At 46.9% G+C, this 23,232-nt stretch carries 14 protein-coding genes; 3 read left to right on the plus strand and 11 right to left on the minus strand.

The window, feature by feature from the left end:
- Window positions 1-277: 277 nt before the first annotated feature.
- A complete protein-coding gene (locus OX890_RS15735) occupies window positions 278-2,572 on the plus strand; it encodes an OmcA/MtrC family decaheme c-type cytochrome (RefSeq protein WP_268649540.1) in 2,295 nt (764 codons plus the stop codon).
- A 149-nt stretch (window positions 2,573-2,721) separates the two neighbouring features.
- On the opposite strand, the gene OX890_RS15740 is transcribed toward OX890_RS15735, so the two are convergent.
- The 8 genes from OX890_RS15740 to OX890_RS15775 all read right to left on the minus strand — a co-directional run bounded on the left by OX890_RS15740 (window position 2,722) and on the right by OX890_RS15775 (window position 13,963).
- Window positions 2,722-3,405: a DUF2982 domain-containing protein gene (locus tag OX890_RS15740; RefSeq protein WP_259577307.1), complete on the minus strand. Its 684-nt coding sequence runs from the start codon at window positions 3,403-3,405 to the stop codon at window positions 2,722-2,724.
- Between the two features lie 57 nt (window positions 3,406-3,462).
- Window positions 3,463-4,164, minus strand: coding sequence for a YdcF family protein (locus tag OX890_RS15745; RefSeq protein WP_268650620.1), 702 nt, complete (start codon window positions 4,162-4,164; stop codon window positions 3,463-3,465).
- 217 nt (window positions 4,165-4,381) lie between these two features.
- Complete coding sequence (mak, locus tag OX890_RS15750) at window positions 4,382-5,299, minus strand: fructokinase (RefSeq protein ID WP_006085264.1); 918 nt, start codon at window positions 5,297-5,299, stop codon at window positions 4,382-4,384.
- A 60-nt stretch (window positions 5,300-5,359) separates the two neighbouring features.
- A complete protein-coding gene (gene cysQ, locus OX890_RS15755) occupies window positions 5,360-6,166 on the minus strand; it encodes a 3'(2'),5'-bisphosphate nucleotidase CysQ (protein ID WP_259515282.1) in 807 nt (268 codons plus the stop codon).
- Window positions 6,167-6,533: 367 nt separating this feature from the next.
- Window positions 6,534-7,763: an SDR family oxidoreductase gene (locus OX890_RS15760; protein WP_268650621.1), complete on the minus strand. Its 1,230-nt coding sequence runs from the start codon at window positions 7,761-7,763 to the stop codon at window positions 6,534-6,536.
- 15 nt (window positions 7,764-7,778) lie between these two features.
- Window positions 7,779-8,549 (minus strand): phosphatase, encoded by a 771-nt coding sequence (locus tag OX890_RS15765; RefSeq protein ID WP_259483228.1) that lies wholly within the window; start codon window positions 8,547-8,549, stop codon window positions 7,779-7,781.
- Window positions 8,550-8,598: 49 nt separating this feature from the next.
- Window positions 8,599-11,844 (minus strand): DEAD/DEAH box helicase, encoded by a 3,246-nt coding sequence (locus OX890_RS15770; protein ID WP_268650622.1) that lies wholly within the window; start codon window positions 11,842-11,844, stop codon window positions 8,599-8,601.
- Between the two features lie 274 nt (window positions 11,845-12,118).
- Window positions 12,119-13,963, minus strand: a complete 1,845-nt coding sequence (locus OX890_RS15775) for a DUF885 domain-containing protein (protein WP_268649541.1) — start codon at window positions 13,961-13,963, stop codon at window positions 12,119-12,121.
- Window positions 13,964-14,529: 566 nt separating this feature from the next.
- On the opposite strand from OX890_RS15775, the gene cspE reads away from it, so the two are divergent.
- A complete protein-coding gene (gene cspE, locus OX890_RS15780; RefSeq protein ID WP_006080998.1) occupies window positions 14,530-14,739 on the plus strand; it encodes a transcription antiterminator/RNA stability regulator CspE in 210 nt (69 codons plus the stop codon).
- Between the two features lie 110 nt (window positions 14,740-14,849).
- Here the strand turns inward: cspE and OX890_RS15785 are convergent, their stop codons facing one another.
- Entirely contained in the window at window positions 14,850-16,796 is a 1,947-nt protein-coding gene (locus OX890_RS15785) for a monovalent cation:proton antiporter family protein (RefSeq protein WP_268649542.1), read from the minus strand.
- A 170-nt stretch (window positions 16,797-16,966) separates the two neighbouring features.
- On the opposite strand from OX890_RS15785, the gene dgcS reads away from it, so the two are divergent.
- Window positions 16,967-17,857 (plus strand): diguanylate cyclase DgcS, encoded by an 891-nt coding sequence (dgcS, locus tag OX890_RS15790; RefSeq protein ID WP_006080996.1) that lies wholly within the window; start codon window positions 16,967-16,969, stop codon window positions 17,855-17,857.
- A gap of 281 nt (window positions 17,858-18,138) precedes the next feature.
- Here the strand turns inward: dgcS and tilS are convergent, their stop codons facing one another.
- Window positions 18,139-19,614: a tRNA lysidine(34) synthetase TilS gene (gene tilS, locus OX890_RS15795; RefSeq protein ID WP_268649543.1), complete on the minus strand. Its 1,476-nt coding sequence runs from the start codon at window positions 19,612-19,614 to the stop codon at window positions 18,139-18,141.
- A 41-nt stretch (window positions 19,615-19,655) separates the two neighbouring features.
- Window positions 19,656-23,129: a DNA polymerase III subunit alpha gene (dnaE, locus tag OX890_RS15800; RefSeq protein WP_268649544.1), complete on the minus strand. Its 3,474-nt coding sequence runs from the start codon at window positions 23,127-23,129 to the stop codon at window positions 19,656-19,658.
- Window positions 23,130-23,232: the final 103 nt, after the last annotated feature.

Genomic DNA, 23,232 nt, shown 5'->3' on the forward strand with positions numbered 1-23,232 from the left:
TTAGGCCATCTTAACCTCAAGCATTTTGCTTAACCGAAAATGAATTCTTCACTAAAGCCCAAGTTGAAAAATAAAAATTGTGATGCTCATCATGGCGTTCCAACTGAATTTCATTATTTAAAATATCAAAATGCAAATTTTAGAATTACCATTCACGTTTGTTAAATCATCGTTCACATATCAGATACAAACTTGCAAATACCACTTTATAAGTAGGTGAATCCTCCTATATTAGAGGCACTGCACACGCAGTCTTATAGAAAGAAAAAGGGACGCGATGATGAAAAACTACAATAAATCTCTACTGGCACTGGCTCTCGTCAGTACCTTAAGCCTTACCGCCTGCGGGGACGGAAGCGATGGTCAAGATGGGGCACCTGGCACACCAGGTACACCCGGAACACCAGGCACTCCCGGAACACCAGGTACACCCGGAACCCCTGCGGGCTCCTTCGCAACGACAGCTCAATCTATTACTGATCTGGCTTTCACTTTAAGTCCAGCTGACATTAAAGTGACCAGCAGTGAAGGCTTCAGCGTTAAATTTACTGTTACCGGAAAAAATGCTAACAAAGATGTTCCTTTTACAGGACTCGATAAAGTTGCGCTTTATTCTTTAACGGCAAATGAAAATACCTCAGGTACTGGCGCCCCTATTCAATGGCAAAACAATGCCATGGCGAACGCCGCAGGTACTTCGCTAACTTGTACCTTAGATGGTCTTAACGGTACTAAAAATGCTTGTACTTTAACCGAAGATACAGCAACACCAGGCACTTACACTGCAACTTGGGCACATGATGGCGCAGCGCCAATCATTAATCCCAATGATAATCCAAATGCAGTACACAGAATATTTCTACGTGCTTACAACGTCACTGACAGTGCAGGCGTAGCCTTATCTGACAAGATTTTATCTGTACCCGTTGACTTTATCCCTGCCACTGATGAACTTGCATCATCAGGTAAAGATACCGTCAGTAGCGCAGCCTGTGAAAAATGTCACGGTGAAGCAGATGGCCATATCGCCAATATTTCAGCCCACCATAACTACCAAGGCGTTAAAAATTGTGTGACCTGTCATAACCCAGATCAAATCCCAAGTGATGCAGATCTAGCCGCAGGTTTGATATTTGACTTTGCACCTATGATCCACAGGATCCACTCTGGCGCAGAAAACGCAGCAAACTTCGATACTAGCAATAATACCGCTAAAGAATGGAGTGAAATTGGCTTCCCATCTGATCTGAAAGAATGTACTTCTTGTCATACTACAGACCAACCTAGCTATAACACTATTTACGCCCAAGCTTGTGTAGGCTGCCATATGACAGTCAACTTTGCGACCGGTGAAAACCACTCTGAATTTGCCCTAGCTCAAGCAGATGATACTCAATGTAGCTCTTGCCACGGCACAGGTAACTTGTCACCGGCGGTGGTTCACAGTGTTGGTAAACGTGCAGAGTATGCATCTCTGTTCAAGGTTGACTTCACCAGTGCTACAACAGCTCCATCAGCTACTCTAGGCATGAAAACCTTAACCTTAACAGCCAATATCACCTTAAATGGTGCGCCAATTGCTGATGGTACATCGTTAAAAGCCTACAACGCGACCACTAACCCAACAGCGATGTTTGTCGCTAATGGTCTATTGATTGGTAATGTGGCCACTGACGGTACTGTGTACTCTTGGAGAGATGTTAAACCTGCTGCAATCAGTATTAAGCTAGACAGTGGAACACTTGCTGGTGGCGTGTTAACTATCGTTAAAGATATCCCAGATGCGCAAGCTGTGGGCACTCTCTACGTAGGTTCAGAAGCCAACTTCTGTGCTAAAGCGGGTAAAGTGGTTAGCTGTAATACTACAAACTTAGAGTTTGGTCCAACTAGCCCTATCGGTAACGAAGCTGCAGTGAAATTCTATAGCCCTGATGGTAGCGCAGTCACTAAAGCCCGTATGACTGATCCTACTCGCATCACAGTCGCAGAAACTAAGTGTAATGCTTGTCATGGCACCTTAGATTATGCAAAAGGTTCAAGACACGGCGCTTACACCTTCGACCAATGTATGCACTGCCATAACGACACCACTGGCGCTTCTGGCCACGGTGCAACTGGCTATAAAGGCGATGATGGTAAGTTAGTTGTTAATCCTGAAGTGACCTTCAATAACAAAGACCTATTCACAGTTGCTCACCGTTTCCACAGCGGTAACTTCGGTGTAGTAGAAGGTATCTTCCGCGATGCGAAAGGTGGTTTGTTCGGTTATCCAGCTGTTGAAACAGATTGTGCGGCTTGTCATAAAGACAATGCCAAACTGTTTGCAACTGACGGCGGTTTAACTTCAGGCAAACGCTCAATCAAAGTCGGTGCTTACTACATTAGCCCAGTAGCTGAATCATGCCGTACCTGTCACGCTCACTCTGATGCGGCAGCTGTCGCTCACTTTAGAAGTAACGGTGCGGTAGTAGAAGCGGATGCAATGACAGATCCTAACCTACCAGTAGAATCTTGCGCGACCTGTCATGCTGAAGGAAAAACCTACGGCGTAGATAAGGTACACGCAGAGTAGCACAGCAGTACTAGTACCTTTGGGTTGCCCCTGCACAACCCAAACTTAATCTCTGCAACTCATTGGGGACCCTTAGGGTCCCCTTTTTTATTGCCAATTATCTTCACGTAAAAATGAAATATCAATCGTATTAATAACTGCGGTAAAGCTTAATCCGCTAAGCGACTGGCTTGTGCAATCCGTTGTCTAAGCAGCTTGATAAAGTCCTTAGCTTCTCTGTCCAAACTGTCGTGGGGAATATACAAGTGATAACCTAAACGCGTATCTAACATCACGCAGCGATGCCCAAACATCGCCAATACACCGCGATAACGATCCCCTTCTATCACCAAAGGACCAAACTCTGCGCCGAGATAAGTTTCTAAAGTCGCTAAGTCTTCATCTTGCGAGGCTGCAGTCACCAATAAAGGCCGCTGCTCTGTTAATAAGCCGGTGGCTAAGCGCAGGGAGATATTGTCCAAAATAGGATTTAAGTGTTTTAATTTAATACCTAAATAAGATAACTCTATGGTATCTAATCCATTGGTCACCCGCGGGATATCGACCCTTTGAATATTATCCCAACCGATAGACACTTTGCCGCGGCGATGAAAATAGGTCAGCCCCTTGTCATCTAATGCTAGGGTCGTTTCCGGCTCATACACCTTAGCTAAACCGAGAATAAGTGAAATAGCGCCCAAACTAAAAAACATCAAACCCACGGCAAACAAGGCTGGCCACGTCAGAAAAAGTCCCAACCCCAGCAGCAGACTTAAACCGCCCAGCCAAGTTAAGGTTAACCCATTCCGTTTTGATAAAGGACGCACAGACACACTTTCTGACTCAATTGTCATTGTTCATCTTCCTGTTAACACTCACTCTCTTTAGACCGAACTTAGCAAACCACACCTTTAACTTACGGCCTTTATCCATAACCACAAACGGCCAATATATTCGTGAATCGCCCGCTGAGAGGCCACTAGATTATCCGCCGTCAAACGCCACCAAAAATCATCTCTCCCAATAAAATCCGTTGGTGCGGCTTTAGGATGTAAACCTTTAGCGGTGAAGATAGCCATAGCCCGTGGCATATGAGTGGCCGATGTGACTAAGCGAAAAGGTTCTTCGCCTAATTCCCACTGTAAATATTGCGCTTCTTCTATCGTATCTCGCGCTAAAGGGAATTGAATGATCCGACGTTTATCGACGCCCAGTTCAACTGCGGCATTCGCCATCATTTCAGCATGGGAAACCTGCGTGAGTTCGCCGCCCCAACCGCTGACAATCAACTTGCATTCTTGGCCTAAGTTAAGTTGTCTGACACCTTCACTAAGCCTTGCAAGCGCTACTGCAGACAAGGATTGCACCGCAGTAGCGCCTTGAATATTCGAGTGCGCCGAACCTAATACCATCACAAAACAAACGCCGGTGATGGGTGTGGAATTAATGGGGTAAGCCGACTCTAATGGCCGCACTAAGGTATTCACACCCAGTTGACTGCTTAAAAAGAGTAAGAGAAAGAAGGCGCACGATACTAAGTATTTCGCCATACTCCGACGGCGCCATACCAGAAAAGAAATGAATAATAACAATAGGATAAAGGGAATCGGCATTATCCCCTGTGAAACAACTTTCTTAACCCAAAACATGATGTCCATGCCAAGCCCCCCAAAAGAGCGCAATCATAGCATCAAAATACGGCGAAACGCATAGCAGATAACATTAGCCCAGCGTTTTGCTGGGCTAATGTTTATAAAACGTATCGGCCATTAAGCATTGATTTCAAAACCGAATAAGCTCACTAGATGAGTTCAAATATCCAAGCAAAGATTACTTTTCCCATAACCAAGCGGCGCCGCGCACACCCGATGAACAACCATAAAGATTCTGCACCACAGGCGTATGGCATTCACGCCCCACCACATAATGGGCCAGCAATGCCGGTAATCTTGGGTAAATCGCCGCAACATTAGACATACCGCCGCCCAGCACTATGGCATCGGGATCGAGCATATTGATCACATGGGCGAGTGAACGAGCGAGCCTATCCATATAACGATCAAACGCAGCGACCGCAATCGCATCCCCCTCATCGACTAACAACATAATATCGGCACCTGATTTTGCAGCAGCTCGAACTGTGCCCGCCGCCGTCAATGCCGCATTATAATCACGCACAAAGCCAGTGCCAGAGATAAAGGTTTCGATACAATCGGGATTGCCACAGAAGCAACGGGTGGTATTAAACTCTTCCTTGGTCATCCAAGGCAGAGGATTATGACCCCATTCACCGCCAATACCATTACCCCCACCGTGCACTTTGCCGTTAATTGCCACGCCAGCGCCACAGCCAGTGCCGATAATCACACCAAACACCACAGATGCGCCAGCGGCGGCACCATCGACCGACTCTGATACCGCAAAGCAGTTTGCATCATTGGCAACCCGCACTTCACGCTGCAACAATTCCCCTAAATCCACATCGAGGGGATGACCATTGATCCACGTTGAGTTGGCGTTTTTCACTAAACCTGAATAGGGCGATACCACACCAGGAATTCCCACACCGACTGTGCCTTGCTCGCCGAGTGTAGCTTCCGCTTCCTTGACCAGGTTGACAACCGCAGCTAGCGTGCCCTGATAGTCACGCGGCGTCGTCACACGTTTGCGAAATAGCTCATTGCCTTCATCACTCAGTGCGACTAATTCTATTTTTGTTCCGCCTAAATCGACGCCCATGCGCATCATGAATACTACTCCAGTGTTTAGCCCGCCCTTTCATCAACAAGTATCGATGCTATGCGGTCGTTATTTCACCCAGCCTGGGGCTGTGGCAATAAAGTAAGGGTTTAAAATGTCAGGTTTTTGATTATAAGTTAATGGTTCACCTGACTCATAACAGACAACTGTGCCGCCTGCACTTTCGAGCACAGCTTGCGCCGCCGCAGTGTCCCACTCGCTGGTAGGGCCCAGTCTGGGGTACAGATCGGCACTGCCTTCTGCCAACATACAAAACTTAAGCGAGCTACCCACGCTTAAGATGTCATGCTCGCCAAACTGTTGTAAATATTGCGCTAAACCAGGGCTCAAGTGCGAGCGACTGCCAACAATCATCGGCATCGCACGTGGCACTTTAGCGCCCAATAAAGGACTTTCTTGACCCGCTTGTTGACGCCATGCACCTAAATGCTTAGCGCCATAATAATAGGTATCGAGCACAGGCGCATATACCACACCTGCGATTGCAACCCCTTGATGGATGAGCGCAATATTGACGGTAAACTCGCCATTGCGCTTAATAAATTCCTTAGTGCCATCTAAAGGATCAATTAACCAATAGGTTTGCCATTGACGACGCTCATCCCACGCAATATCCGCCGCTTCCTCAGACATAATAGGAATACCGACAAACTGCTGCGCCAATGCCGCTACTATCACGTGATGCGCGGCTAAATCGGCGGCCGTCACGGGACTATCGTCGCCCTTGTGGCTCACCGAAAAGTCATCTTGACCATAAACCGTCATAATGGCATCGCCCGCCGTTTTGGCAATCGCGACCACTTGCAATAAATCTTGTTTGGTCAATGTCTGTGCTATTGTCGTCTTGTCTGTCACTGAAACGTCCTTAATGCATTAAATATCTTGGCATTATGCCATTGTCATCCAAGGGGAATTTAGAACAAATTCATCATACATTAAGCAAAATAGACTAAGACTCACGGCTTGAACCGCTGCATACAAAACCACAAATAAACAAAGTGATTACGATACTAAGGCAAGCCATCGGCGCTGAGAAGAGCCTTGAGTCCAACTGCATTCGTATTCACAGCCCTTGTTTTCATACTGATAGTCTACATCTGTCGCTCAAATCTGATTATTGGCGGGCTTATTGTTTTCGACAGCGTTAATCACTCAGATGACGTAAACGCTTAAAGCCTGATTAAAGCAGCCTAAAGCAAAATGTGAGTCACGCTCATTATCGTCAAGATAACCGCCGCAACATGCGATTCAGTTGCTGACGCCAATCTTGCCACTCGATCAGTTCAGGCATCAACAGTGCGTTATGGGTCACCAAAGTGGAGCGTAATTTACCACTGTTCAACACACTATAACTCGGCCTTTTTGCCAAACTTATGCCGCGATTTAGTGCTTGATTAGCATAATCCGCACTGGTAATCGGTTGGATAACCACAGGTTGACTTAACAGATGAAGCGCTATAGCTTGTCGCTGAATTTCACAGGCAAACTCATACCAACTACATTGGCCTTGGGCGCTGTAATGAAATACGCCAGAGTACTGCTGCACGACTAATTGCCATATTACCTTAGCGAGTGCATCACTCCACGTCGGGCAGCCGATTTGATCGGCTATTACCTGCAAACTTGGCTGAGTACGCATCAAGTTCAGCATGGTTTTGACAAAATTATGCCCATCTTGACCGTAAAGCCATGAGGTGCGCACAATCGTTGCGCAATCACCCAAGACCGCCACTACCCTCTGCTCACCAAGCAACTTACTCGTACCGTAAGCAGACAACGGCTCGGGAGCATCAAGTTCAACAAATGCCCTTGGTAAATGAACTTGGTTTGGGTTTGGGTTTGAGTTTGGGTTTGGGTTTGAATTTGAAGCTGAGTCTGGGTTTTGATGTTGTTCAACGCCACTTTCTCTAGCATCACCCACTACACGTTCAGCTGCATTAGCAATCTCGCAAACTGCATGACCACCAAACACATAATCGCTCGACACATGCAGTAAGCGCGCGCCCGACAACAAACATTGCCGCGCCAGTAACTCAGGGCCAAGTGCATTCACTCGATTCGCTTCGATTGCATCATGCTCAGCAGCGTCAACCGCATTATAGGCCGCGCAATTGATCACCCAGCTTGGTCGATATTGAGCAAATACGGCAGAAATATTGGCGGCATCGGTAATGTCTAACTGACTGCGACTTAACGCATAAAGCTTCAGCGGTACGACTGCGTTTACACTTATGTTTGTGTTTGTGTTTGTGTTTGTTTTTGTGTTTGTTTTTGTACTTGTGTTTGTGATGGTATTTAGGGCTAGCTCGCCAATATCGGCAGCGACTCTCAGCAAAGCCTCTGCGAGCTGACTCTTCGCGCCAGTAATCAACACCACTTGAGGGATGTTAGCTTCTGTGGTGCTCGCATCCCCGCTTTGAGTTGGCATAGCCTCAGTGACCACGATTTTCATCACGAATATTATTCACTATGCATCTATTAATTGAGCATCATCGCTAAATAAGGGGATCAAATCGGCGACGGTTTCATGACCACGGGCGGCTAAAAAGGCCAAGAGTGCAGAAGGACTGCGATTGAGTAATCGTGATGGCGGATAAGCCACTTCATCGATGATCGCTTGCGCCCGCGCAAAACCGCCCAAACTAAAGGCCACATGGGAATCAGAGCCCATAACTAAAATAGTGCCAAACTCCTTGGCCGCTTTGGCAATCGCAGTGCAATTGGCTTCGCTACCCTTACGGGACACTTCAAAGGAGGAATTATTAATTTCGAGCGCGACACCGTATTCGGCAGCGGCGCGGGCAACGGCTTCAATATCAATTGGATAGGCTGGATTCCCCGGATGAGTAATGATATCAACCTTGCCACTCTTAATCGCATTAATCATGGCCTCTGTGTGGGTTGCCTTATCAGATGGCGGATAAACCGGCTCATGAAATCCCGCGAGCACAATATCGAGCTGCTTTAGATAATCGCCAAAGAAATCAATCTCGCCGTCGATATTTTTAATGTTGGCTTCGATACCGCGCAAAATCCCGACGCCATCGACCATACGTGGCAGCACTCTTAAATTCACAAAGTGCCAAAAATGCGGTGCATCGGCCATCGCAGGCCCATGATCTGTATTAGCAAATAGGCGGATACCCTTTTGTTTTGCGACGGCAATATAGTCATGAATCGTGCTATAAGCATGGCTCGAAGCCACAGTATGGGTATGAGTGTCGACTTGGTACTGCATGGTTCACCTCAGTCAAATGATTCAATCAATTTAGAAAAACTGGCCATGATTAGCTAAAAAGCGATAACAGTTCATCGGCGCTTCCTTGCCATGTGCCCTTACCTTTACCTTCGAGAATACTGTCCGCCAGGCTTTGCTTATGCTGCTGCATTTCTTGGATTTTTTCTTCTACAGTGCCTTCGGCAATCAGCTTATACACAAACACGGGCTTATCTTGGCCGATACGATGGGCTCTGTCCGTAGCCTGTTTTTCCGCCGCTGGATTCCACCAAGGATCATAATGGATAACGGTATCGGCCGCGGTGAGATTGAGCCCAGTACCGCCCGCTTTTAAGCTAATTAAGAACACAGGCGTATCACCCTCTTGGAACTTATCTATCTGGGCTTGGCGCAGGCGAGTTTGCCCTGTGAGCTTACTGTAATCGAGCCCCAAGTCCACCAGCTCAGCTTCAATCAGGCTGAGCATGCTAGTGAACTGGCTGAAGATCAATATCTTACGTCCCTCTTGCACCATCTCGGGCAGGTTCTGTTTTAGCCAGTCTAACTTAGCATTGCTCTTCACTTTTTGCGCTTGCTCTAACTTTACTAAGCGCGGATCGCAGCAGGCTTGGCGTAGCTTAAGTAAGGCATCGAGAAACTCGATATGGCTGCTGCCAACGCCTTGAGTGGCAAATAAATCCCGCAGTTTTTTCTCCATCACCAGTCGAATACTCTCGTAGAGATTTCGCTGATCTTTTTCTAACTCTAAGCTCTGGGAGATTTCGGTTTTAGGCGGTAATTCACCGACCACTTCATCTTTGGTTCGGCGCAGCACAAAAGGCGCAATCCGCTGACTCAAGATTTGCGCTTGTTCCATATCGCCATAACGTTCAATTTTGTGCCTAAAGGATTTGTTAAAGAAGGCATTCGTGCCGAGTAATCCGGGCAAACAAAAATCCATCAAGGACTTAAGTTCACCTAAGTGATTTTCAAGCGGCGTACCCGACAGGCACAATCTAAACGGCGCTTTAAGCTCTTTAATCACTTGAGTCACTTTCGCCTGCGCATTTTTAATCTGCTGCGCTTCATCGAGCACGATATGTTCAAACACCTGCTGTTGGTAATAGTCACTGTCGCGCACAATCAGCGGATAGGTCGTCACCACAATATCAAACTCACCTAAGCGTTCGAGCAAAGGCTTACGCAAGGCGCCATGAATCACGACAAGCTTTAACGAAGGTGCAAATTTCGCGGCTTCCTTTGCCCAATTACCCACTAAACTCGTTGGGCAAATAATGAGGCTTGGAGCATGGTTAGCCCCTACGGGTTTTAACGCTTGCTGCTTAAGTAAAAAGGCCAAGGTTTGAATGGTTTTACCTAGACCCATATCATCGGCCAAAATACCGCCAAGCTGATATTCCTTTAAAAAACAGAGCCAATTTAAGCCTTGCTGTTGATACTGGCGTAACTCAGCATGTAAGTTGTCGGGGACAGCGACCTCTAACACACCGTTAAAATTTTCAAGCTTAGTTGCTAAACTGCGTACCCGTTCACCATTAAGCAGACGAATATCGCTGTCGGCAAAATCATTTAATAGGTGGGCACGGTATTTAGGCAAAGACACGCTATTGCCTTTATGGCTGTCGAACAGCTCTAAAATTATGCTGATCAGCGGCTTAATCACGCTGGCTTTGACTTTTAACCAATCGCCATTCGGGCTGGGTAGCAGTAATTCTGCATCATCTGCCGGTTCACCATACTGCTTAAGCCAAGTGGCAATTAAGGGCAGCATAGGCACCATTTGGCCATCGATATCGGCATTCAGTGACAGGGAGAACCAACCCTCTTGTGTATCATCCAGTTCAATCGCCAATGGAGTATCAATCACATTCAAACTGAAATGGTCAGCAAAATGCACTTGGTAGCCCAAGGCCTCTAGCGCTGGGATTTCCTGTTGAATAAAGTGCAACCAAGCATCAATGGTTTCTGGCAGTGACCCTAACCCCCAAATACTGACATAGCTGCCACTGTTAGGGATAAAAGAAGGCGCCAGCTCCACGAGCTCCAATGCCATCAAACGATTAATCGCATCCATTTCCGCATCGAGTTGACGCGCGACTTGATAGGTTTTGCCTTGATGGGTAACTAAGGATAAGGGCTCATCGGGATATTGACCGCCAAGTACCACATCTTGATAGACAAATTCCAACAGCACCAGTGGCTGCGCCATAGCAAACTCAGGTAACTCCTGCGAGGTTAAGGTCAACCTGACTTGCAGCGGCACTTGCAGCTCGACAAAATCAATCAAAGCGGGCGTAGGTACGGTTTTCGCAGAAAAATGCTTAATCAGTTTGTGGCTCACTAGTTCAATTTGTGAGCTAGGCACTGGCGGCATCTGACTGAGTAACAAGAGTTTTTCAACGCTGATCTCTGTGTCCAGTGCGCCCACTTTAAAATAATCTAAATCGATATAAGTCGGCGGCTCACAGGGGATCAGCTCCCAATTGTCCTTATTGGGCAAGGTTAACTGCATTTGCTTGTGCTCGGCATCCTTATCCAGCCAAATGAATTCTGGCTTTAACGGTTCACCTCGGGTGAGCGGTAAACGACTCTCTTCCCAAAAACACCGTTCAGTAACAAGCATTTTTTCCAGCGCCATAGCGCCTAACTGAGCTTTAAGATATAGACGCGAGGCTCCGTGACGACGAGTCGACATAATGAGATTGATGATGAGCACGTCTTCGGCGCTAATCCAAGCGGGCATGTAGTATTGCACATCGGATAACGCGATTTTAGAGCCTTTGTTATAACCGCCCTTCTTCGCCAGCTTACCTTTTCTTAGTTCAAGGTAGACGCCGTTATCATCTTTGGATAACACGTACAGCACGCGATCGTCATAGAGTAAATCAACATTTGAAACCGTGAGATCATCACTTTCGTCTAGCAGATGTAACCACTGGGCAATACGTTGATCTTCAACGGTTCTATCACTCAGTAAGCTGTAAAGCACGGCGGCAATATGCTTGCAATGCCCAGTGGCGGGGCATGAACAGAAGCCATTCATGATCAACTTATGGTTAACACTCACGAGGCGAATATCTTGCCGATAGGGCTGGGATTCCGTCCCCATGACGCGGCCTTCAATATGACGAAAATCAGCATTCGCTTTGGCGCTCAAGACCCGTCCTTTCATCACATAATCACGGGCGCGCATTAAGGTTGGCGGCGTGAATAATGACTCTATTTTGGTGCGAGTCAATTGGATAGGATCTTGGGGGACAAGCGATTCATGTAAAAACCTTGAAACTAAAAATATCGATACCTAACAATAGCAAGCCATTGCCGAGCGACATTTATCAATGAGTTGTGTGGAATTGTATTGAAAGCCTTGGCCGAAAGCCAGAATGATAGCCTCTATCGATAAACTCACCCTGCCTGCAAGATAAAAGAACAGACTTATTCGCAGACAGGGTATGGATTTAAACTCGCATAAGCCATTGATAAATTAGGTGTTAGCCTTAAATTAACCACTAAGCATTAACTGGTGCAACCAAGGGCTAGACTTTTACTTTAGCCTTTTGCTTTAGCCTTTAGCCTTTTGCTTTAGCCTCAGTACTCTTTTTATCAGCAATGTAGCGATCGACCAGTGTTTCTAAGATATCCAAGGGCACAGCGCCATTTTTCAGCACCACATCATGGAAGTCTCTGAGATCAAACTTATTCCCTAGGGCCGACTTGGCTTTTTCACGCAGTTCGAGAATTTTCATCATGCCGACTTTATAGGCCGTCGCTTGACCTGGCATAACGATATAACGCTCAATCTCTGCCGTGACATCACGATCGGACATGCCAGTATTTTTCTTCATATAGTCGATCGCTTGCTCGCGAGTCCAACGGCTATGGTGAATACCGGTATCCACCACTAGACGCACAGCGCGGAACAACTCTGCCTGCAAACGACCGATATTATCAAAGGGATCCTTTTGAAAACCGAGCTCCCACGCCAAACGTTCGCTATATAAAGCCCAACCTTCAATGTACGCCGTAAAAGGCGCCATCTTACGAATAAGTGGCATACCCTCTAACTCCATCGCCACTGCAATTTGGAAATGATGTCCAGGGATCCCCTCGTGATAGGCTAAAGTGCGCATACCGTATTTAGGCGTGGCCTTGATGTCATATAAATTGGCATAGAAACGCCCTGGACGACTACCGTCAATCGCGGGCTGCTGATAATAGGCACCCGGTGCTGTTTTCTCTTTAAATTCAGGGATTCGTACTACTTCCATGCCCGCTTCGGGTCGAATACGGAAGGCATCACCGAGTCCCGCATTCACTTCATCAAGAATATGCTGATAATCAACCAGAATTTGCGCTCTGCCCGCATCGCTATCTTCGTAGTAAAACTTAGGATCGGCAGCTAATGCTTCAATCGCGACCGAGAAACCTTGGCTCACATCGTAACCTTCAGCGGCTAAGATAGTCATGATCTCGCTCTGAATGCGATCCACCTCAGCCAGCCCTTTAGCATGGATTTCGTCAGCGGTGTAATTAGTGGTCGTAAAGAACTTCAGCAATTGCTCATAGGCAAGGTCGCCATTTGGCAGCGCCCAATAACCATCATCCGTCCCAGCTTTGGCTTGTAACTGGGTAAAGTAGTCGATAAATAATTGATACGCTGGATGCACGTAACCTTTAATGTCCGCTTCGGCGGCGGCCAATAACCGTGCTTGTTCATCGGCACTGATATCCGTGTCAGCTAATTTGGTTTTGAATGAACTGTATAGGATATTGTCTTGAATCGGCGTCGCGATAAAATCATTCATCTCGGTGAGAACCCGCTCAATCACGAACTTAGGCGGAATAATCCCTTTAGCTTCACGGATTTTTAAGCCTTCGAGAGTTTGCGCAAACTTAAGTTTCACCTTTTGTAAACGCGACAAATAGTTTTCAGCATCGCCCACCGAGTGAACTTGGTGCTGTGCCTGCATAAAGCTGGGATACCCGTTTTGCACGCCAAACAACTGATTCAGCGGATAGTTATGGTAACGATACGGCTCAGAGACCAATGCGAAATCGGCAAGATATAAGGCAATATCCTTGGAGATACGTTGATTTTCATCTAAATCCGCATCGGAATAGCTCAATAGGGTTTCACGCAGATCTCGCACTTGCGCGAAAGTCTTATCCATCGCCTCTGGACTATCATCATCCAACTCGGCGTTATGGCCTGTAATCCCTACCGATTCTAAGAAGCCCAATGAGGTCAAGGTTTCAGGGCTTTCGAAAGCCATCTTGACCACACTTCGATCTAAGAACGCGCGAAAGAAAAACGGTTTTTTCGCAAACCATTCATGGGCGGCCAGCGCCACTAATAACAGCACTAAGACTAAGCTGCCGAGTCCAATCCGTTTTAGTACTGTTTTCAACGTCATTCTCCATTCTTATTATATTGGGTCTACAGTTATCGCACTGAATCTAAAGCTCAAACACGCTGATATTTTGCAGACGAGAATATCACCAACACAAATAGGCAACAATTTAATAACGTAACTAAGCGTGACTGAATCCTGTCTCTGGCATTCAGGTCGCCTTTCAACATCCACAGACACCTAATAGGTAAACTGTCACTAAGTCGCGACAAACAGACAAAATATTTTTTATGCTCGATAACTTTCAAACTAGCTCCGTATCCAATTGAATATAAACAGTTATAAAGCCTCGTCCTTCCCAATATCTTTCCATAACCCTCTCTATAGATGAAAGGTATTTGAAAATAAAGCTATACAAACCCCTAGAGTGTGTTAATCTGCACTCCGGCCTGTGATTCAGACCTATTTATAAGCAATATTATGTATTTGAAAACCTTCGCTACGCCTGTAATATTTTTTGCTGTCATGAAGCTTTCCACTCATAACTTATCATCAATGTAAATAATTCTATTTCTGGCTAACATCCCGCATAATTGCGAATTATTTGTTTGAAAATTTTGGAGACATTCATGTCTAAAACTACTGGTGTAGTTAAATGGTTTAACGAAGATAAAGGTTTTGGTTTTATTTCTCCTGACAATGGTGGCGCTGACGCATTCGTTCATTTCCGCGCAATCGTTTCAGAAGGCTTTAAAACTCTTGCTGAAGGTCAAAAGGTTTCTTTTGACATCGAACAAGGCCAAAAAGGTCCTCAAGCTGCGAACGTAGTTATTCTGTAATTAGACTTTGTCTAATTTAAGTTAACAAGTTCCAGACAAAAATGCCGACACTATGTCGGCATTTTTATATCTGCATTTTCATCCATCTCAAAAGAGTGAACCTCAGGCCTTTAGCCATGTAGGAGCTTAGCCTCAGCTTTCTCAAGTCGTCGTGGTTTACCCACTATCAGTAAGATATCCCCTGCACGAAAAACCCAGTCCTGCTCAGGATGTTCCACTTCGGCGCCATTGCGACGAATCGCCCTTAACTCAACTCTTAAGGTTTCCCACATAATATCGGCAACGGTTTTACCAATCGCATCTGCGCCACGCGGTAACGCCACCGCATGCAATGACTCTAAGGTGAAGTCGGTTTCAGTACCGGAAAAAAAACCATGTAAAAATTGATAATGATTGCGCCGCTCTGACTCTAAACGTTTTAAAATCCGCGCCAATGGCACACCGCATTGATGTAACACCTGTGACACTAGCATCAAGCTACCTTCTAAAGATTCTGGGATCACTTGATTGGCACCCGCTTTTTTCAGCAAGTCTAGATCACTGTCGTCTTTAGTTCTGACTAAAATTTTAGCTTCTGGCGCCAATAACTTACATAAGGGTAGGACTTCTTCTAAACTGCGCGATTCACAAAAAGTGATGACGATCATCTTGGCCTGCTTAACGCCTATTTGTTTTAACATCGCCCGTTTACACACGTCTCCAAAATAAATCGGTTCGCCAGCACGGCGTGCCTCAGAAACACGAGTTGGATCGAGATCCATCACCAGATAAGGTACAGCTTCAGTTTTCAAAAAACGCGCTATGGTCTGCCCTACTCGGCCATAACCGAAAATCATCACCAGCTCTTGCTCATCCATTAAAAGTGGTACGACTTCATCCACGTGTTTTGCCTGCCGGATCCCCAGCACCCACTTAGCAATGTCCACGCTATGGCGAACTAACCAAGGTGCGAGCGACATGGAAAGCACGGCGACCATGACCAACATGGTACTGATTTCATTATCTAAAAGTTGATAATTAACCGCTAAAGCCAACACCACAAAACTGAATTCGCCCACTTGGGCTAGGCTCATGGCAGTGCTCATCGAAATTCGAAAAGGCTCGCCTACTAGTCTTAAAATGCCATGAATGATCAGCGCCTTACCAAGCACAACCGCCACTAAAATCAGCAATATCTGCCACCAGAAACGCATCACTAAGGTAAAGTCCAGCATCATGCCTATGGAGATGAAAAACAGCCCCATCAATAGATCACGAAAAGGCCGGATATCGGCCTCAAGTTGGCGGCGGTACTGGCTTTCTCCCAGCAGCATACCCGCCATAAATGCCCCCAGCGCCATGGATAATCCAAGCCATTGGGTGAACGCTCCAGTGACTAAGGCCACCACCAGCGTTGATAACACGAACAGTTCGTTAGAGCGGGAGCGGGCAACTTCGTCAAAAATCCGCGGCAGTGCCCATTTACCGAAAGCCATTAAGAGGAAAAAAGCCAAAATACCTTTCAGCAAAGCAAAGGCGATATCCGCAACGATCAAAGGTTCGCCGCCATTGGCCAGTAATGGCAATAGGATCAACAGCGGCACCACCGCTAAATCTTGGAATAATAAGACACTGACGGATAGCTCACCATGACGACGACGCAACCATCCTTGCTCATTGAGTAATTTAAGGACGATGGCAGTGGATGATAAAGCAATGGCAGCTCCGATAACTAAGGCTTCGACCCAATTAAGACCACACAACAGGGCCACGCCCATAGTCAACAGGGTCGTTATTACCATCTGTGCACTGCCTAAGCCAAATACGGTACGGCGCATGGCCCACAGCCGCGGCACAGAGAACTCTAAGCCTAAGGTAAACATCAGTAGCACAACCCCAAGTTCAGCGACAGATTGCATTTGATGCTGGGTAAACCAATGAAAACCGCTCGGTCCACTCACTACACCAGTGAGTAAATAAGCCAGAATTGCGGGTAAGTCCAAACGGCGCAGCACAGCAATAGCCACAATGGCAATCACTAACATAAGTAGTACTTGGATTAAGAAGCTATGTTCCATTGGGGCTATGACTCCTGTCAAAATGCTGACGTGTCAAAAAAGCTAACGCTGAGTTTTAAGCTTAACTGAATGACTAACAAAGACAAATTTTATTAACAAATATAACGGCACGGTATTTGCTTAGACTAGGTAAGAGATGTATCGCACTAACATTTGCTGGAGTGATGATTATGGACTTTGGCCTAGCGACCGAGCTATATCCCGACGAATATCGCTATCAAACAGAACATTATAGTCCCAATGATAATCCATTGGACTTGGTACAAGTGATCCAACAACTGCACGCCAGTTTAGATCCAAGGACAGTCTTTGCCTGCTATGGCAAAGTGCTGGGACAACACTTGCCGATCCAAGGTGTGCGCTTAAGTTATGGCGAACATAAATTAAGCTGGGGCAAACGTTATGGTATCAGCGTCAAACGACAGCTGATATGTGCTGGTATGCCGCTGACGATTCAATACCAGTTATTGACGCCACTGACGCCATCGCAAACCTCAAACCTGAAAGAGATTGAGCCGCTGTTATTGCAACCGTTATTAAATGCAATGCAATACCAAGAAATGTCGATGCAAGCTATGTTTGACTCGCTCACAGGTTTAGGTAATCGCCATTACTACAGTCAAAGTCTTAGCAATGCGACCGCTAGAGCCCATAGAAAACAAGGTTCTGTCGCACTCATAGTGCTCGATTTAGATAACTTTAAACAGCTAAATGATAAATTCGGCCATAAATGTGGTGATTATATTCTGAAGGAATTTGGCGACATCATTCGTGCGACCATACGTAATACGGATCAAGCATTCCGTATCGGCGGTGACGAATTCGTTATTATTGTCCAAGGCAATATTCATGCGGCAGGCTTATTGTGCGAACGGATTGTCTCGGCCATCAATCAGCACAGTAGTTTCACCCAGTTTGGAGTGAGCTGTAGTTTAGGTGCGGCAGAATCACACGATACCATTGAAGCCGAACAACTTTATGAACTTGCCGATAAGGCGCTATATCAAGCCAAAGCAGCGGGACGTAACTGCTATAAACTCAGCCAAAATCAATTAGTTTAGACGCGCAGGGATGCCAAATGAAATGCGATAACTCACTCGCAGCGCGTAATCGGTGAAGGTTCAAAACGAAAGGAAAGTTAATATCTCAATGTAGATCTCAAGGAAGATTCGAATCAAACTGACGTGCTGCGACCTACTCTTTCTTACTTTGCTGCTTTCCTACTTCAAAAGAATAATGCTGCAACCACTCACAAATACACCTGCGACAACTCCCAACCTGAAACCCTTGCTTCGCCAACAGGCACTTGAACAAGCTCTTGAAAAAAAGCTTAAACAAGCACTTAAACAGAAGCTTGAGATACCTGCAAACCTAGTCCATTCGACTCAAGAATAAAGCTTTTTTCAACCCACAGCCCAATCGCCATAACCAGTTGCTCGTTATAAAACACGAAACCGACCTTTTCACGTACCCAAGGCGGAACGCCAAACTCTTGCCACAGTTTCTTTAATTCTCGGCCCTTGCCACGGGAATGGGGATGACAGCGACATTGCCCCGCAAGTTGATAACGCACACTCACCACTTCATCTGGCCGAGGAAAGCGAGCTCTAGGCCCTTGTTTAGAGGCACTGAGAAGTATCGTCTCACCACAAGTAATACCCGCAGACGTCACGTCCAATTGAGTCACATCCAATTGAGTAACGTCTGATTGAGTCACGTCCACTTGAGTAACGTCGCCCTGCACTAAAGGATTTAGGAGCTGCGAAGGAAATGTCCAGCTAGCAGGCTTAGCATGACGCATGCGGGCGTGATACTTAAATAAATACACTTGATTAGCAAAGCGGCGGATTTCACACTCACCCACTCGAATATGCACTTTGGCATCATCTTTCGCGGTTAAAAGCTGAGTGATGATCTGATTAAGCTGCACCTTTGAGGGCAAGGCAAAACCTTGTGATTCGATAAATCCCCGCAAGAGTAACGCTTGCCAGTCGGCTGACTGCTCGGCAAAACCCTCGAGCTTAAATACACTTTGAGTATGGTAAGGCGCTTGGGTTAACCATAAAGGTAAACGTTCACTCACCTGTAAATCCAACGTTGCCTGTTGCTCGGCGCACAATGCCGCGCTGCGACTCGCAGTTGTCGCAATACTCGGCCAGCGCGCTTTTAAACGGGGAATGATTTCTAAACGTAAAAAATTACGATCGAACTTATCGTCTTGATTACTTTCATCTTCGATATGCACTAAGCCTTGCTGTTTTGCGTAGGCTTCAATCTGCTCACGGCTGATATCCAACAACGGCCGCAGTTGTCTGCCTTGTGCTAATGCTTGTTCTTGCCCCATGGCCGCCAGCCCTTTCGGTCCCTGACCACGTTTGAGCGCCAGTAAGATAGTCTCAAGCTGATCGTCTTCATGGTGGGCCGTCAACAACACATCATTTGCAGTTAAATGCCGTTCAATCGCTTGATAACGGACTTTTCGTGCTTCGGCTTCAAGGCTTAATCTGGGTCCGCGATTAACTGTCACTCGCTCAACCGTCACGGGTAAACCATAATGTTGACCGCGCTCAAGACAATGCTGCGCCCAAGCATCAGCGTTATCGCTTAGGCCATGGTGCACATACACCAACTGATAGTTAAACTTAGGATGTTGCCGCGCAAACTGACTTAAACCAAAGGCTAAGACTTCGGAATCAACCCCGCCACTGTAAGCCAGCACTAACTTGCAGTCAGGCGCTAAGGGTTGCGCAGCCAAAAAAGCACTGATATGCATGCTGAGATCGCCAGCTGCTAATGGCTCGTCAAGCTTAGCCGACATAGATTAATTTCATCTGTTTGCACCTAAGACATTCGCCAACATTAGAATAAAATTCTCACCTTATTTGGCCCGAGCAGCGATTCAAGCGAGAGCATCAAGTCATCGGTCGGATTCACTCGCCAAGCATCGGCGAGTCTAAATTGACCTTTGGCTTGGGCTTGAGTGTAGTTGATCACCACAGGCACAGCGCCGTTACGCCACGGGCTTAGGGCTTGCTCGAAGGTATCGAGGGCAGATGGCGTTAACTCACTGCCATCCATATCGATTTCTAGCGCCTTAGCAAAGTGACTTCGCGCCTCACTGATATCTATGATATTTCGTGCCGTCATGCGGTTGCCGCCGGCGAAATCATCATAACTCACCTCACCTTCACAAATGAGGATGCGGTCTTTCTCCAGCAGATGATTAAACTTTTCAAAGGCTTCGGTAAACAACATGATTTCAAGACGCGCGCTCTTATCGTCAAGCGTCAATAGGCCCATTTTTGAGCCGCGCTTAGTCAGCATCACTCGAGTTGCCACCACTAACCCCGCAGCCTTAGCGGTTTTACCGCGCTCGGTCGGATGCACATCTTTCAAACGACCGGACGTGTAATGCTTAAGCTCTTTTAAATATTGATTGATCGGATGACCGGTCAAATACAAGCCTAAGGTTTCACGCTCGCCTTCGAGCCAAATTTTATCCGGCCAAGGGGTACATTCAACAAACTGCTGCTTGCTGTCTTCGGGTTCACTGTTGAGCAAACCAAACATATCGTGTTGACCAATCGCCTCGGCTTTGGCGTGTTGATCGGCGGCGCGAATCGCTTCGGGCAAGGTTGCCATCATAGACGCACGATGCGGTCCAAGAGTATCGAGTGCGCCCGCGCAGATAAGCTTTTCAATCACGCGTTTATTGAGTTTTTTCAAATCGATGCGGGCGCAAAAATCGAATAGATCCACGAAGGGGCCATCCTTACGCGCCTCTAAAATCGATTCAACTGGGCCTTCACCCACACCTTTAATGGCACCAATGCCATAAACAATGCGCAGATCATCATCAACGGTAAATTTGAACAAGCCTTTGTTCACATCCGGAGGAATGAGCGGTAGCCCCATACGCTCACATTCATCGACCAAGGTCACAATTTTATCTGTGTTGTCCATATCGGCCGACATTACCGCCGCCATAAACTGCGCAGGATAATGGGTTTTTAGCCATAAGGTCTGATAAGACACCAACGCATAGGCGGCTGAGTGAGATTTGTTAAAACCGTAGCCGGCGAACTTTTCCACTAAGTCGAAGATCTTCATCGACAAGTCGCCATCGACGCCGTTATTGATTGCGCCTTCTTTAAAGATACTGCGCTGCTTGGCCATCTCTTCGGGCTTTTTCTTACCCATAGCACGGCGCAGCATGTCGGCGCCGCCAAGGGTGTAGCCCGACAGCACCTGCGCAATCTGCATCACCTGCTCTTGATACAGAATAATGCCGTAGGTCGGCGATAACAGCTCACGAAGCGATTCATGTTGATACTGAGAATCTGGGTACGAGACTTCCTCGCGCCCATGCTTACGTTCGATAAAGTTATCTACCATGCCCGATTGCAACGGCCCCGGACGGAATAGTGCCACCAGTGCAATCATGTCTTCGAAACAGTCGGGCTGCAGACGCTTAATCAAATCCTTCATACCACGGGATTCGAGCTGGAATACCGCTGTGGTTTCATACTTTTGCAGCAGACGGAAACAGGCGGGATCTGTGAGTGAAATCGCCTCAATCCGTATTGGTTTACGCCCATTTTTCACTTCGACCTTGTTCACCATCTCGAGCGCCCAGTCGATAATCGTCAGGGTTCTTAACCCCAAGAAGTCGAACTTAACCAGCCCTGCGGTTTCAACGTCGTTTTTATCGAATTGTGTTACTGGATTTTTGCCTTCTGCATCGCAATAGAGCGGCGCAAAATCGGTAATTTTTGTCGGTGCGATAACCACACCACCGGCGTGCTTACCGGCGTTACGGGTTACGCCCTCGAGCTTACGGCACATGTCGATCAGATCTTTGACGTCTTCATCGCCATCATAAGATTCTTGCAGTGCAGGCTCAACCTCAAACGCTTTCGCCAGCGTCATGCCTGGTTCTGGTGGAATGAGTTTAGAAATTCGGTCAACAAAACCATAGGGATGACCCAGCACACGGCCAACGTCACGGATTACCGCTTTCGCCGCCATAGTACCGAAGGTGATGATTTGCGATACAGCTTCACGGCCGTACAATTCGGCCACGTGATCAATAACCTCATCACGCCTATCCATACAAAAGTCGACGTCAAAGTCGGGCATGGAAACCCGCTCTGGATTGAGGAATCGCTCGAACAGTAAATCAAATTCCAATGGGTCTAAATCGGTAATCTTAAGCGCATAGGCCACGAGTGAACCCGCGCCCGAGCCACGACCAGGCCCAACTGGAATACCGTTATCTTTACCCCATTGGATGAACTCCATTACGATCAAGAAGTAACCAGGGAACCCCATCTGGTTGATCACTTTAAGTTCGATATCGAGGCGCTCATCGTATTCGCCGCGTTTCTCGGCGCGCACTTCAGGATCGGGGAACAAAAACTCGAGCCGCTCTTCAAGACCCTTCTTCGAACAATCGACCAGAAAGTCTTCGATGGACATATCGCCCGTCGGGAAGTTGGGCAGGAAATATTCGTATAAACGGATCGTTACATTACAGCGTTTAGCGATTTCGACACTGTTCGCCAACGCCGCAGGAATGTCGGCGAATAGTTCACACATTTCCTCTTCGCTACGCAAATACTGCTGTTCACTGTATTTTTTAGGTCGGCGAGGATCGGCAAGGGTAAAGCCATCGTGAATTGCCACCCGAATTTCGTGGGCATCAAAATCTTCGGGTTTAAGAAACACCACCTGATTAGTAGCCACCACAGGGATGCCCTTCTCCTGCGCTAAGGCCACAGCCATGTGCAGATAGCGCTCTTCGTCTGGGCGTCCAGTGCGGATAAGTTCAAGAAAATAGCGATCGGCGAAATGGGTTTGATAAAACTCACATAAAGATTCGACTTGTGTGCCATTGCCCTTGAGCAGCGCCTTACCCAGATCGCCTTCTTTGGCACCTGATAACAACAAAATGCCTTCGTTATAGGTGAGTAACCACTCTTGGTCTATCACTACACGGCCAGCCACTTGGCCACGCAAATAGGCCTGACTGATAATTTGAGTCAGATTCTGATAACCGACATTGTTCATCGCAATAATGGTCAAGGCGCATAATTCGCCTTCAAATCCAGGCACTTGCATCCAAAAATCGGCGCCGATAATCGGCTTAATCCCCGCACCATGGCAACCACTGTAAAACTTCACCAAACCACAAAAGTTGTTTTGATCAGTCAGGGCGACAGCCGCCATTCCCTGCGCTTCCACCTGCGCCAAAATCGGCTTAACCTTGGCCACGCCATCGGTCATAGAGAAGTCACTGTGGACACGAAGATGCACAAAACGAGGATCGGACATAATTAGGATTATCTTTGAATAGCAGGTTAACAATAACTAGAAAGCAGCCTAACAAAGTCACGCAGCCAGAGCCAGTGACTTTGCAGGATAACGGCAACTATAT

Source organism: Shewanella sp. DAU305 (assembly GCF_026802235.1).
GTDB classification, from domain to species: Bacteria; Pseudomonadota; Gammaproteobacteria; order Enterobacterales; family Shewanellaceae; genus Shewanella; species Shewanella baltica.